The organism is Sorangium sp. So ce1014, from assembly GCF_051521505.1.
Lineage (GTDB): Bacteria > Myxococcota_A > Polyangia > Polyangiales > Polyangiaceae > Sorangium.
In genome coordinates, this window is the sequence record NZ_CP150356.1 from 7005687 (window position 1) to 7018582 (window position 12896).

The 12896-nt window shown below is 68.5% G+C and carries 11 protein-coding genes and 1 pseudogene; 2 read left to right on the forward strand and 10 right to left on the reverse strand.

The genetic code is table 11. The annotated features are described in order from the left end of the window. Positions 1-281: 281 nt before the first annotated feature. Both WME75_RS26380 and WME75_RS26385 read right to left on the reverse strand, forming a co-directional pair. Positions 282-1868: a chondroitinase-B domain-containing protein gene (locus WME75_RS26380; protein ID WP_437476385.1), complete on the reverse strand. Its 1587-nt coding sequence runs from the start codon at positions 1866-1868 to the stop codon at positions 282-284. 365 nt (positions 1869-2233) lie between these two features. Further along, positions 2234-3244, reverse strand: coding sequence for a hypothetical protein (locus WME75_RS26385; RefSeq protein ID WP_437476388.1), 1011 nt, complete (start codon positions 3242-3244; stop codon positions 2234-2236). 230 nt (positions 3245-3474) lie between these two features. On the opposite strand from WME75_RS26385, the gene WME75_RS26390 reads away from it, so the two are divergent. Continuing rightward, positions 3475-3912, forward strand: coding sequence for a hypothetical protein (locus tag WME75_RS26390; protein ID WP_437476389.1), 438 nt, complete (start codon positions 3475-3477; stop codon positions 3910-3912). A 678-nt stretch (positions 3913-4590) separates the two neighbouring features. On the opposite strand, the gene WME75_RS26395 is transcribed toward WME75_RS26390, so the two are convergent. From WME75_RS26395 to WME75_RS26420, 6 genes and pseudogenes are all read right to left on the reverse strand, one after another. After that, entirely contained in the window at positions 4591-5238 is a 648-nt protein-coding gene (locus tag WME75_RS26395) for a hypothetical protein (protein ID WP_437476392.1), read from the reverse strand. Positions 5239-5530: 292 nt separating this feature from the next. Then, positions 5531-5698, reverse strand: a complete 168-nt coding sequence (locus WME75_RS26400; RefSeq protein ID WP_437476394.1) for a hypothetical protein — start codon at positions 5696-5698, stop codon at positions 5531-5533. Positions 5699-5864: 166 nt separating this feature from the next. Then, on the reverse strand, positions 5865-6011 hold the full coding sequence (locus WME75_RS26405) for a hypothetical protein (protein ID WP_437476397.1): 147 nt from the start codon (positions 6009-6011) through the stop codon (positions 5865-5867). A gap of 417 nt (positions 6012-6428) precedes the next feature. Next, complete coding sequence (locus WME75_RS26410) at positions 6429-6881, reverse strand: hypothetical protein (RefSeq protein ID WP_437476399.1); 453 nt, start codon at positions 6879-6881, stop codon at positions 6429-6431. Between the two features lie 576 nt (positions 6882-7457). After that, positions 7458-7604: a hypothetical protein gene (locus WME75_RS26415; protein WP_437476402.1), complete on the reverse strand. Its 147-nt coding sequence runs from the start codon at positions 7602-7604 to the stop codon at positions 7458-7460. A gap of 723 nt (positions 7605-8327) precedes the next feature. Continuing rightward, a pseudogene (locus WME75_RS26420) lies at positions 8328-9741 on the reverse strand (IS3 family transposase); the annotation flags it as partial. Positions 9742-9848: 107 nt separating this feature from the next. Here WME75_RS26420 and WME75_RS26425 point away from each other — a divergent pair. After that, complete coding sequence (locus WME75_RS26425) at positions 9849-10181, forward strand: hypothetical protein (protein ID WP_437476405.1); 333 nt, start codon at positions 9849-9851, stop codon at positions 10179-10181. Positions 10182-10494: 313 nt separating this feature from the next. Here WME75_RS26425 and WME75_RS26430 read toward each other — a convergent pair whose 3' ends face one another. Then, complete coding sequence (locus WME75_RS26430; protein ID WP_437476408.1) at positions 10495-10815, reverse strand: putative quinol monooxygenase; 321 nt, start codon at positions 10813-10815, stop codon at positions 10495-10497. Continuing rightward, entirely contained in the window at positions 10812-12893 is a 2082-nt protein-coding gene (locus tag WME75_RS26435; RefSeq protein ID WP_437476410.1) for a hypothetical protein, read from the reverse strand. Before WME75_RS26435 ends, WME75_RS26430 begins: the two co-directional genes overlap by 4 nt. Positions 12894-12896 lie beyond the last annotated feature (3 nt).

The window sequence follows — 12896 nt, forward strand, 5'->3', positions numbered from 1 at the left end:
GGCGCTGGCGCTATTGGCGTGATCTGCTCCATGTACAGTTTCTCCGATGAGAACGGCATTGAACGGTCACCCACGTTTCCACGGAGCTCCTGGGGCACATGGGGTTGAGCACGGTGGGGCTGGAGCTGATCGCCCTGGATCGGCAGATGCGTCAGGTGGATGAGGCGCAGCTCTCCGACAGGCGCGAAGAGATCCGCATCCCTCCTGGAAAAGTGACACCGTATCAGCAACTCATCCATGCATCGAGGAGGCCGCGTTCACTCCACAGCCTGCGGGGAATATCACGGCCTGTGGCGCTCGGGGCGGCCCCCGCGAAGCGCCGCGACCGCCGCCGCGACGACGAGCGCCGCGAACGCCCCGTGGCCCGTCCGGCCGCTCGTCTCCGGCGCACCGACGACGCGGCAGCCGCAGCCGTCGTCCTCGGCGGCGGCGCCGTCGCCGCTGCCGCCGGCTCCGCTCGTCGCGCCCGGACCCCCCGAGGCCGTCGCGCCGCCGCTGCCGTTTGTGTTGCCGCCGCTCGCTGCGCCGCCGTCTCCGCCCGGGCCGCCACCGGTGCCGGCGCCGCCGCCAGAGCCCGCGGAATCGTCGCCGCCCTGGCCGCCGCCGCTCCCGCTGCTCGAGTCGCCGCCGAGGGGCGGAGGCACCGTCGCGCAGCCGCCGAGCGAATGCTCGAGAGCGCCGAGGGTGGTGGGGCCGTCGGGCCGATCGCGCAGGCAGTAGTCGTCCGGCACGTCGGCGCGCGCGGTGCCGGCGCCGATCCACGCCGAGACGTCGCCGAGGAGGCGCAGGTCGCCGGCCTCGGGGTCCTGATACGCGGCCAGGAACGTCTCGAGCGCGATCTCCTCGACGTTGGTCCCGGCGGTGAACGAGCCGCCGTCGCGCCCGCGGATGCGCCCGCTGACCAGGTTGCCGTCGGCCTCGCCGGTGCTCGACGCGTAGCGAAAGTCGATGCCGGTCGTCGCGACGAGGGTGTTGTGGAGCAGGCGCGTGTCCGCCGACTTGTTGAGGTAGATGCCGACGTCGCTGCAGCCGACGATGATGTTGTTCTGCATCACGCCGTCGGTGTGCTCCGGGTCGCACGGGACGTCGGCGTCGAAGGCCGGAGCGCAGTACTGGTTGCCGGTGCCACCGCCGCCGAAGGAGAGACCGATGCGGACGCCGCCGGTCTGCACCGCGTCGGAGCAGAGGACGAGGTTCTGCTCGAAGACGCCGCGGTTGCCGCCGCTCTTCATGAACGCGCCGTAGCTGATGCCGTTGCCGCCGTTCTTGTGGAAGTCGGCGATCACGTTGGCGCGGACGACCCAGTCGTCGCCGGTGTCGATGTTGAGCTTGGTGACCGGCGCGTCGGTCTCGCGGGGCGACGTGTCGCGGATCTCGTTGCCCTCGACGAGGCCGCGGTGCGGGATGACGTAGCTGCCGTCGCTCAGCGACGCGTTGACCTTGAGCTGCGAGCTGAAGTCGATGATGCGGTTGCCGCGCAGGACGAAGCCCTCGGCGGCGCCCACGACGTGGAAGGCGTGCTCGCAGCTGCTGTCGTCCGCGCAGGCGCCGTGGATGTCGAGATCCTCGAAGCGCCAGTGCGCGCCGCGGACGATGAAGCCCTCGAGCGCGTCGAGGTCGATGCGCGCGCCGTGGGGGTTCGCCGCGCGGACGACGATCGGCGCGTCCTCGGTGCCCATCGCGTTGCAGCCCGCGCCGGGGATCGCGTACGTGCCGTCGGCGAGGACGATCTCGTCGCCGGCGGCGGCGGCCTCGAGCGCGGCGAGGAGCTCGTCGGCGTTCGCGACCGGGACGATCTCGGCCCGGGCGGCGGTGGTGAGGAGGAGCGAGGTGGAGACGGCCGCGAGCGAGAGGGGGAGGGTTCGCATCGCGGCGAAGAGTAGTCACGAGTCTCGCGCGAGAGGAACCCTCCGGGAGAGGTTCGAGGCGCGCGCCGGCGCGCGAGGTCGATCGTGGGGCGCGTCACGGGGGCCAGGAAATCCAAGCGCGATCCGAAGGTCAATCCCCTCGTGGTGGCCGTCCCACCGTGCAGCCACGCTGCACGCGCTGGTTGACATGGAGCACCTTACGCGATCCGCATCCCTCCTGGAAAAGTGACGCTGTATCAGCAACTTATCCATGCATCGAGGAGGCCGCGTTCACTCCACAGCCTGCGGGCAACTGGTGTACTCGATGGCGTGTGCGTCGGCCTGAAGATAACCCGAGAAGCCGCGGTGCCCCGTGGCCGCCGAGCTCAGCTATGGGTTGCTCCCTCGACATCGATCCACGCTCCGCAGGTGCTGCAGAGCTTCGCCGAGGCATCGAGCACGAAGTCACAGGTCGAGCAGTACCTCTTTCCGTCGGGAGGCGGCGGCATGGGCGGGCGGGGCGGCGGCGGATTCCAGTTCCACACCCTGGGCTCCGGCGGTAGCCAGGGCGGTGGAGCTCCCTCCCAGCCGTTCAGCGCGATCGGCGCGCCCGCCCTGTCGCCCGGCACGCAACGCAGCGCCGGCCCGCCGAGTTTGTCGCGCCGCGACCAGAAATCGCCGTTGCTCATCCGGGACTGCAGCTTCGTGCCGTGCACGCTCGAGGGCAAGAGCGGCCGGTGCGCCCCCGCCTCATCGCGGTAACGGACCGGCTGGCCCTCGGGCTTCAGGGCCGAGCCAAAGGAGATGTGGTGATCGACCGCGACCGTCGCCCGGAGATCGGGCGGGTTGCCGTCGTGCGCGTCGAGCGCGGGCGCGAACAGCCACTCCGGGTACCTGGGCTCGTACCACCACAGGAGCGGCTCGGGCTGGAGATTGCCGTTCCAGCAACAGACCGCCACCGGCCAGCCGGGGTAGTAGGCCTCGAACGCCTGAAGCATGCGGTCGTTGAGCGCAGGCCGCTTGGTCTCCGGGACCTGCCCGAGGACGGAGAGCACCGCGCGCGGCGACTCGGCGAGCACCACCGCATAGCTGCCCACGTCGAAGACCACGGCCCGGGCGGCGGGCGGCGCGGCGAACGGCGGCGGGCCGTAGCTTGGCTGGAGCGGCCGGCGCGTCGCCTCGCGGATGTCCTCGAGGAAGGTGCGGAACGGGCGCGTGTCGACCGCGTTCTGCGGGCCGAGCCGTGTGGCCGGAATCGGCAGGATCATGGCGTTCGGGCCGGAGGTCGACGCCGTGTTCTGGTAGGCGAGGACGTGGACGTAAAGGCCGTTCCACCGCGCATCGCCGGCATAGAGGAGGGTGCTGGAGAGCCTCGCGGGGGAGAAGGTGCAGCACATTGTCGCAGCAGGATACACGAACAGGAGCCTTTCACCCCGGTCTCCCTCGAACCGCGCGGGCCACCAAGGCGGGCTGGGGGCTCGGGGATGCGCGGGGCACGAAAAGTTCCAGGAACGGGGGCGCCGCTGGCGTGGGGTCGACTGCGGGCAGAGGTTGGCCAACGGCCACGCGCGAGCGGCACGCGGAGGGACGAGGCCGAGGGGGGCGCGTTCACTCCACAGCCTCCGCGGTGAGCGCCGCGCTGCAACGGAGAGTCTTCGCTTGCGCCACCGATCTGTCACGAGCGTGGATCACGCTGTTTCCCAGGAACATGCTGATCGATCCGCCAGCCACACCGGGACGACACACCGGGATCCTGTACCTCGAGCCCGCGGAGGACCAAGGCCCCGAGGCCAGCGAGTCGTTTGGCGAAGCCATCTGGTTCGATCGCCGGGATCCACGATCCATTCGCCGCGCTCAGGAGATCATCCAGGACCGGCTGCGGCTCTCGGTCGCACCGACGCTGTGCGACGAGCCTTCGCCCGGACTCGGGGCAGCGTTGGGCTGGGTCCTCGCGGCCCTTGTCAACGTGATCGAGCGCTGGCATCGGCGCAACGCCAGTGAAAACCACCTCGAGCTCGAGCCTCGAAGGACGGGATCAAGCCGCAAGGCATCTCCATCCTGTTAGGGCGTGTCGGCAACCGCACGCAACCACAGGCGGACAGCCGCCGACTTGACCATGGGCCAGGTACTGTTCGCCTCGTTTCTCGTATCGGGTCGCGACGCGGCGGAGCTGCCTCAACCTGTTCATCAGGCGCTCCAGATGACCGCGCAGCCGGCACGCCGCACCGGATCAGCATGGCGCGTAGCAGCCCGCTCTCGGCGAGGATCGCTTCGGGCTTGACGTCGACCGACGGCGGGCACGGTGTTGTCTGCGCGACGGGCGGGCGCTCGGCCCCCCTCTGTCGCTTGCTCGCCCAGCCTTCTCGCGTTCAGCCGGGCGGCCTGGTGTTGACGAGCTTCCAGGCTCCGTGTGCGACCAGGGCGGGCATCGGGCCCAGCCCATAGCCCTCGCGACCGCCCCGCCCGGCCGCGAACCGGCCCGGTCCAACCCGACGTTTGCGGGACTGCGCCGGGACCTCGCCGCCGCTGCTGCTCAGGCGCAGTCCCGCAAATGCCTATTCATTGGACCCGCGCTGGGTCCACGCCCTCCGAGCGGAAGCGATCCGCGTTCACGCCTCCCAGCAACCTCGGCAAAAGCGACGGTTCGCTACTGCGCATCACCGACTCCATCCGATTGATGTCGGTGACGCAGCCGGTCTTGGCAGGGGCGGTCAAGCGCCGGCGGTAGGACCTGCGGACCCGATTAGCAGCCGCAACCCCACACCTCTTCGACGCAGATGGGCCTGGGATCCCAGTGGCCGACGATCTTTGCCCGCGAGCTGAGCGTCGTGATGAGGCACCATGTCGAGGTGACACAAGCCCAACATTCGAGCGCGGCAGGGTGTTTGTCTTGCGCATCATCGAATGTATTGGCGCCGATCTCATCCTCCTCGGCGGGCGCACCCTCGATCCCGGCGTCGAGCACGAGGCTCGCGGCGAGATCGAGGGCGGGCTTGATCGACAGGGGCATCCGGTCGAAACCGGTCGAGTCCTGTGTGTCCACTACGGGAACGTCGTTCATCATGATGCTGGTGCGGGCCTGGCCGCGCGGACCATCGACAGTGACGTCGTAGGCGTCCCCGCCCCACGAGAGCCGGAGGTTCATGAGCGTGTCGGAGCGCTCGTACCTGAGCTCGCCCATGGGAATCCCGTTGGTGTCGAGGAGGTCGAGCTGCGTCTGGCCAAGGTCGTTGGTCGTCCGAACGACGCGGCTGATGCCGTGGTTTCGCGCCTCTTGCCCGACCGCCTCGTGAGCGACGTCATCGACTTCAGAGCAACCAACCGCATTCAAGGCGGTGAGGACTGCGAAGCAAGCGATAGACGTCACGACCCTGAATCCGCTCTTTTTCATTGGATGATCCTTTCGCTGGTGTCGAGCGTCGCAAAGCATGCGCTGTGCCAAGCGCGACCGTCGTCATTGCCAGCGATATTGCGCTCGCGGTTGTTGTCTACGGGGCCACAGGGACGCCTGCTCGTCGCCTCCCAGGCGACAAAGCGAGGAGGTCAAGCCGGTCGGGGCTCTAGGTCCGCCCGCGGCGCTCGTCCGGCGGCCAGAGGTGACATCGCACCGAAACGTGAAGATTGAACCTCGTCTCGGTCGTGCACCGAGCGCCTCCGCCGCGCGGAGGCGCTCGCGCCGAGTCTCAGTCCTCGGGCCGCCCGAGCGTCGAAGCCATCTCCCTGAGGATTTCACCGGCGGGGTCCGTCGGGCCGGTGGCGGGCAGGCGCTGCCGGAGGCGGTCGAGATACGGGCTCTTGTGCCCCTGGTTCTTGAGCTGCTCGACGAGCTTCTTCCACGCCGGCTCGGTCATGCCACCGCAGCGCAGCAGCGCCGCGGGAACGCACCGCCTCCGCCGCAGACGCGACAGGCGCGCCCGCAGGCGTCGCGAGCGCTCGGCCGAGCCGCCTGTACCGGGCGTCTTCCGGGCCCTCGGCCCCACGAGCGGCCCGGCGACGAGCGGCCCGCGCCCCTCGCGGTCAGTCCCAGCCCTCCAGCACCCGCTTGCCGACCGCCTGCTCCGACTCGATGCGGGCGTGCGCGGCGCGCAGGTTCGCCGCGCTGATCCGGCCGAAGTGCTCGCGGCGCGTCGTGCGGATCCGCCCCTCGTCGGCCCACCCCGCCACGCAACTCACCTGGAAACGGCAAGACCTGCGCACCTGGCGCGCGGGGCGTACGCAAGTTTTGCTGACGCAGGCAATCGTTGCTCAGTCGGTTCGGCGGGGCCCCGCGACGGATGCGCGGGCGCCTTCGCTGCGACGGTGACGGGCTCGTTGCCCGGCTCGGGCAGTCGACTGCGACACGAATTGCCGACAGCTTCGCGGAGCTCGATCTCCGGCGCCGACCACGTCTTCCGCGGAGGTGGCACGGAGGCTGCAATGATGCGGAAATGGTGCGGCTATTGCTTGACGCCGACAGGATCCTTCGGGTCACCATTTTCGTTACCATGACGTCCGCGTCTCAATGAGGTATGTAATGTTATCAGATGGTACTCGTATGGCTGCCCTCGCAGCCCTTATGCTGATCGCGCCGGGTTGCATGAGTCAAGCCGCTTTCGAGAACGACCTGGCCGAGCTGACGATGCCCGTGAGAGGGTTTTCGGAGGCTGCGGAGGGCTCCGCTGGGGCGGAGCTCACGTGGCTCCCAATGGCTTTCACGGAGTGTAACGGCAGCGTGAACGATTCCGAGTCCACCTTTGTCGACGACACGAGCTCTGACGTTGTGTACTCGTCTCCGTGGAAGGCCGAGACGCCCGGGCTCGGGCTCCATATGGGGACACAGCACATCACCAACATCGGCGGGAACAAGTGCGGGCCGACGGTTTCTTTCGTATAGCCCTGCTCGGCGTCCTCTGCAAGTTCGTCGGCGGCTCGCCATTCAATCTCCGGGGGGTGCGCCTCAGCGCAGGCCGATGATCCGAACTGTTGCTGCGGGCCTTCGCGGAGCGCTACCTCAAGCGCGGCGAGTGGAAGAGCCGGCAGGAAATCATCGAGCACTTCTCCGCGAGTTGACGGGAGTACAACAAGCGCTTCGCACACCCGATTACCTGGTCCTGGACGCGGCCGAAGCTGCGCCGCTGGGCGGTTCGGCATGCTCCGCGACTATTTTGAAAAACTTATCGAACAGTCCGCTAGCGCGCTGACTTCCGGCGCCTTGTTGCCTTCCGCGCCCGCGGCTCACGGTCCGAGGTGCGCGAGCGCGTGGCGGAGGGGGAGCGGCGCGCCGGCCTGGACGGCATCGGCGCGAACACAGTGTTCGTGGATGCTGCGGTCGCCGCGCAATCCAGCGGTCGAGGTCAGCGCCCCTGGTGCAGGGGGCGATCTGGGCCCGCTCCTGGTCGATCGGCGACAGCCCTTGAGCAGTGAGGACCGCGAGCAGGGCCTCCTGCTTGCCTTCGACCCCCCCTTCGATCCTGCCCCGCTTCTCGAAGAGGGCCCGAAAGCGGCGCGATGCGTTGGTTTCGGGGATCTTGTCGGGGCCATGGCCATCTTTCTGAGCGTGGCAAGCATGGCCTCGCTCAGCACGGCGAGGATCGCGCGTACCTGGGCCTCGCGCAACGGCTCGTCGAGGTTCTATTCGGTCAGCTCCAGGGCGCGAAGGATGACCCGGTGCGCCGCAGGCCTGCGGCGGTGGTGCATGGCCCAGGCAGCGAAGCGCGCGAGTTCGGGCCGCGCCGAGTCGAGCAGATCCTCGATCCGCCAGCCTGCCAGGAGCAGCACGTGGGGCGTCAGCGCGAGCCGTGTGCCGTGCTCGGCTCGATAGTGCGCCGCCGCGCATTGAGCGGCGCGGTGCGCCCCGTCCGCGGCGTCCTGCGCGCGCGCGTCGTCGAGGCTCGTGAACGACTAGCCGTCGAACCAGCCCTTACGCACGTACGCGACTTGATTCTCGACGCGCGCCTTGTCTCCCGGCGACCTGACACGCGCGGCATCTACGAACAGCCCGCGTGTCTGCACGTAGCCGAGGAAGGCCGGCACGAGCAGTGGGGCGAGCTCGTCGGGCGCATCACGATGGCTTTCATGTTGTCCGGGAGGATTACTCGCGCCATCGCACCTAAGAACCTCCACGCCGCGTGCAGGCCCGCGCACACCGCCGGTGGTCCACTCGAACGACGGCCAGACGCACTGGTAACGGCTGTACGTGAGCGTCACGACGAGCACCCACAGGTTGCGAGCACGCTGCGTCGCCGGGTCGAACAGCCTGACCATGAGGCCGAAGTCGACCTGCGCGACCTCGCCGGGCTGGGTGTCAGCGATACGAACCATCGGCGTCTTCTTGCGCAACGCGAGCTCCTCCTTGGCGAAGCGGAATATGTCAATGTAATTGAGACACCAATTGGCCGAGATTACTGTAGCTCTGACGCCGTCGCGTCGGGGGCGGCCCCCGAGCTCCCGCACCTCGGCACCGTCGCCCGCGCAGGGCGCAGGCGACGTGGCCGAGGACAGTGCAGGCCCGGTGGTCGTAAGCGCCTTGGGCCGGTTGATCCAGACCTCTCGTGGCGGGGTGCGGGGCACGGGCAGGCCTCGCACGAAGCGCTCGGGATGGGCCTCGTAGGCGACCTCGAGGACTGCGGCACGGTGGGCAGTCCGCTCGTCGGCGAGGCCGTGGTGCACGTCGTGGGGCGTCAGAAGACCGAGGGCGCCGTGGTGATGCTCGGTGTTATACCAGGTGATGAGGTCAGCGCAACAGGCACGCGCATCTTCGATGCATCCGAAACGCTCAGGGAAGTCAGGGCGATACTTGAGGGTCTTGAAGTGAGCCTCCGAGAACGGGTTGTCGTTGGAGACATGGGGACGTGAGTGCGTCTTGGAGACGCCGAGGTCGGCCAAGAGGAGCGCGACGGACTTCGACGTCATCGACGTGCCTCGGTCGGCGTGAAGCGTGAGCTGGTCACGCGTGATGCCCTGGCGCGCGCACGTCTCGCTGATGAGCCGTTCGGCCAGCGTGGCGGACTCGCGCGGGGCGACCATCCAGCCGACGACGTAGCGGCTGAAGACGTCGAGGATGACGTACAGGTGGAAGTAGGTCCACTTCACCGGCCCGAGCAGCTTGGTGATGTCCCAGGACCACAGTTCGTTGGGGCGCGTCGCGAGCAGCTCTGGCGCGACGTAGCGGGGGTGCCGGAGCTGATCGCGACGCTCACGGACTTCGCCATGCTCGGCGAGGATGCGGTACATCGTGCGGATCGAGCAGACGTAGCGTCCTTCGTCGAGGAGCGTGGCGAAGACCTCGGCCGGCGCCAGGTCGACGAAGCGGGGCTCGTGCAGCAGATCGAGCACCGCCTGGCGTTCCTCGGGCGACAGCGTTCGCGGCGAACGCCGCGGCCTGTGCGGCCCATGGACCGGGGACTTGTGGCGGTAGTAGGTGGCACGCGAAACGCCGAGAGCGCTGCTGAGCGGCGCGATGCCGACGCGGGGGCCATGTTCGTCGATGGTCTCCATGAAGGCTGCCTGCTCGGCTATTCCAGCGGTCTCCCCAACAAGGTAGCCAGTTTTTTTGAATCTCCACGAGCGCCTCAGCGTGCTCTGCACGCGCGGTGGCCCGGGAGAGCTGGCGCTTGAGATCCTCAATCAGGCGATCGCGCGGATCGGGTAACGTGGCCTTCGGTCCGCGCTTCTTCGGTTCGAGCGCTTCAAGCGCACCGCGCTCTTGCTCAGGTCGCCAGTGCGTCAGGTGCGACGAGAACAGCCCCTCGCGCCGCAAGAGCGCAGCGAGCTCGCCGGTGCGACCGGAAGCTGTACACGTCGCCGCATCGCGCAGGATCCGCAGCTTGTACTCGGCCGTGAAGCGGCGACGGTGCGGCTTGGCCGATACCTCTGTCGGCGCGGTGGGCTGGCGTTCACTACTACCGTTTTTCATCCTATGATCCGGACTCGCCCTCCTACAATAAACTGTCGGGGGTCAGATGTCTCACTCACGTTGGCATGGAGGGAGCGCCGGAGCGTGTCGTAGCTCGCCGTGACGCCATGGTGGCGCTTGAGCAGCGTGTGGATCGTCCGCAGCTTCAGCGGGCGATTCTGGGCGAGCCAGGCCTCGATACTCGCGTGACGCGTGGCGATCTGCTTCCACTCATCGCTCGCGTCGAGCACCAGAGCGCCTGCACGCGCTGGGCGATCTCGTGGATCCCCTCGTCCGTCGGGCTCGCGGTCGTGCGGCAGGGGCAGCGTCGCTGCGGGCTCGAAGTGCCTGCCGACCGTCTTGTGATCGAATCCCGTCTCGCGCGCCACGTGACGCGCGCTCTGCCCGCCGCACGACGGCCGAGATTTTCCTTAATGTCGACCATGATCAGCTCTCGGTAGGGCATGGGCCTCCTTCCGAGGGCGACCCGCGCCGTCGTCAAAAGGAGCCCCTCGCAGATCCCGACCGCCGCGTCCCGAGCTGGCCCCCATGACCCTGCCAAAAGCCTCGGAAGCTGGCCCCGTGAGTTCGAGCAGCCCTTCGGGCCACCGGCGGTACCGCAGCGCCCGGTCGAGGAGCCGGCTGCAAGCTGCGCACGTCGTGGACGTCACCCCGTTATCACGGTGTCATTTGAGTTGCTCCGGAAAAAGGGGGCTCGTGCAGCGCCAAAACAGCTCTTTGGCCTCACGGTGTCACGCGGGCGCAGGGCCGACGCTACAAATCTGCGATCCGATCCAGAACCTCGCCGCGAAGACCATCCTCGGGCGTGCCCTCGAACAGATCGGACCACGTCGCTTGCAGCGCTCGCCACGGAGCGCTCTCTAGGTGAGCGCGGTACGTTGCCTCGTCCGCATAGACCTCGAAAAAGGTGAGGTCGGTCGCCTCGGTGGGATCCGGTGAGGGGAGTGGGCGATGGCAGAAGAAAATCCAGTTGCCTGGCTCGTCGCGCATGCTGCGCGCGATGTCGCGAATCCGATCGCGCGCAGCAGCGTACTTGCCAGGCAGCGTCCGGCAGCGGCGGATTAATGTAATCATGGCTCGCTCCTCTCTGTGCTGAACGGCGGTTCGACCGGCGTCAGACGCGAGCTTTTGTGCAAGTCCCCGAACCGGTGGTAAAAGTCGGGCTCGTGCCCCAGAACCATGTCGTCCAGCGACCGCGATGCTGCGGCTGGATCCACGGCGGTGATCGCGGGCCACTCGATCCGTAGCTCGTTCACCCCGCTCGTGGCCGACAAGGGCGCGTCGTGTCGGGTCCACCGCGCCGGGGACGTCGTGAAGCACGCGACCAACTCGCCGTTGGCGAGCACTCGCACCTCGCCGCCGCCTGGCGTGCGCACGACCAAGCGAGCGCGGAACCGGCGACCGCCCTCCGAGTAGAACGCCATGCGTGTCGAAGGTCGGCGCTCGGTGGACCAGGCGCGATCTCCAGCCGCAGCGGCGTACAGGTCGCTCGCGCATAGCTCCGCCAGCGAGACGACGTCTCCGTGATCGACGTTCGCGCAGGTGCGCCAGGCCGCTGGCAGTGGGCGCCGCTGCTCGAACTCCCGAGCCAGCGGGATGTCGTGCAGCGAGGGCTCATGCTCGTACCAGTGGCGTCCAGCCTGCGTTTCTGGACGGAATGGGCCTTGCGCGCCATGAGACATCCATCCCGGGAGACGGGTCGCCCTCGCTTCGAGGTAAGCGGCCACCAGATCGAGCGCGTCGGGCATCAGCGCTGACGCACGATCGAGCCAGTACGCGACCAGCTCGGCCGGCTGGCCCCAGTGTGTGTTGTGCACCGCCGCGAGGCACGCTGCCGTTGCCTCAGCGATGCGAGGGACCTCCGGAGTGACGGCGCGCAGCTCGTCCACTCGGCGGGGGAGCTCCGGTTCTCTCATCAAGGCGCCCTCGAGAGCCGCTGCCGTCGCTGCCATGGCGACCTCGATGCCAAGCGGCGTCAGGTGGCAGTAGTCGTAGAAGAGATGTCGATCGGGGAGGAGTTGGACTCGTTCGGCGAAGAGCCGCGGCAAGTCGACGAAGCGCACGTGCGGAAGCTCGAGCGCGCGCCGCAGCCGCGCGCGCACCCCCGCGTCGTTGCGCGGGCAGGGCGGTACAGGCGAGAAGCGGCCGTACTGATCGCGCGCCGCCTCCAGAAGGGCGCGTGCCCGAAAGTGCTCTCCGGCCACGGCGAGCGCGTGACCGTGCCAGCGCAGCGCCCACGACGAGGTGCCGCCGTCGAGCTCGATCATGCGCTCGAGGTGCGGGGACGCGGCCGCGACGTCGCCGACGTCGACCAGGGCGCTCGCGGCCCGCTGCGCTGCTTGCCACTCGATGAGCGCGTCGCCGCTTAACCACACCGGCAGACCGCAGGTGTGCGCGTCGTCGTCGTACCAATCGAGGAGGTTGAACTCGGGTAATACGACGACCCACGGAACGCGGACGGCACGTGCGATCTCGCCCAAGACGTTGACAAGCGGACCGATGACGTCGCGCATCGCGATGGCGTCGGCCGCCGTGGCCAGCGCGTGGAAGCCCTGTTCGCGAGCGCGCATCGCACGCTCGCGGAGCGCGGACAGCGGGCTACTATGCCCGTGATAGCCCGTGGCGAACTGCGCCGGCAGCAGGTTGTTACCCACGAACAAAACAACAGCATCGGGTCGGAGGTCGAGCGCCTCGAGGAGTAGGTCCACCGGGTTGGTGAGGCAGGTACGCGCAACGTCGAGAACGTGTACTCGACCGCAGCGTCCCCCGTTGGCGAGTTGGTGCTCGAGCACGCGGGCCGGCGTGACGACCGGGTCGAGGAGGAAGCCGCGCGCCACCGACTCGCCGATGAGGACCACGCGCAGCTCTCCGTCGCGAGGTGCCTCAATGCGCTCGATATCGGCCCACATTCGCAGCTCGTCCAGCCCGATGCTGCGGTCGCGGACGTAATCGGGGCGCGGGCCGGAGCCCTGAGCACGCCAGATCCCGACACGACGCTCATTGGACGACTCGGTCCGAGGGGCGCGGGGCGCGCCCGCCGTGCCCCCCCCTTCGGTCAGCTGGAGCGCAGCGCGGACCTCGCGAGACCGCAGCAACTCGGCGAGCCTCGATGCCTCCCAGCGTTCCATCAAGCTCGGGCGTGACATGTTCATCCA

Coding starts and splice junctions, on each gene's coding strand:
- WME75_RS26430 (WP_437476408.1), bottom strand. CDS start 10,815: ATGATTACATTAATCCGCCGCTGCCGGACGCTGCCTGGCAAGTACGCT.
- WME75_RS26425 (WP_437476405.1), top strand. CDS start 9,849: ATGGTGGCGCTTGAGCAGCGTGTGGATCGTCCGCAGCTTCAGCGGGCG.
- WME75_RS26400 (WP_437476394.1), bottom strand. CDS start 5,698: ATGACCGAGCCGGCGTGGAAGAAGCTCGTCGAGCAGCTCAAGAACCAG.
- WME75_RS26380 (WP_437476385.1), bottom strand. CDS start 1,868: ATGCGAACCCTCCCCCTCTCGCTCGCGGCCGTCTCCACCTCGCTCCTC.
- WME75_RS26385 (WP_437476388.1), bottom strand. CDS start 3,244: ATGTGCTGCACCTTCTCCCCCGCGAGGCTCTCCAGCACCCTCCTCTAT.
- WME75_RS26395 (WP_437476392.1), bottom strand. CDS start 5,238: ATGAAAAAGAGCGGATTCAGGGTCGTGACGTCTATCGCTTGCTTCGCA.
- WME75_RS26435 (WP_437476410.1), bottom strand. CDS start 12,893: ATGAACATGTCACGCCCGAGCTTGATGGAACGCTGGGAGGCATCGAGG.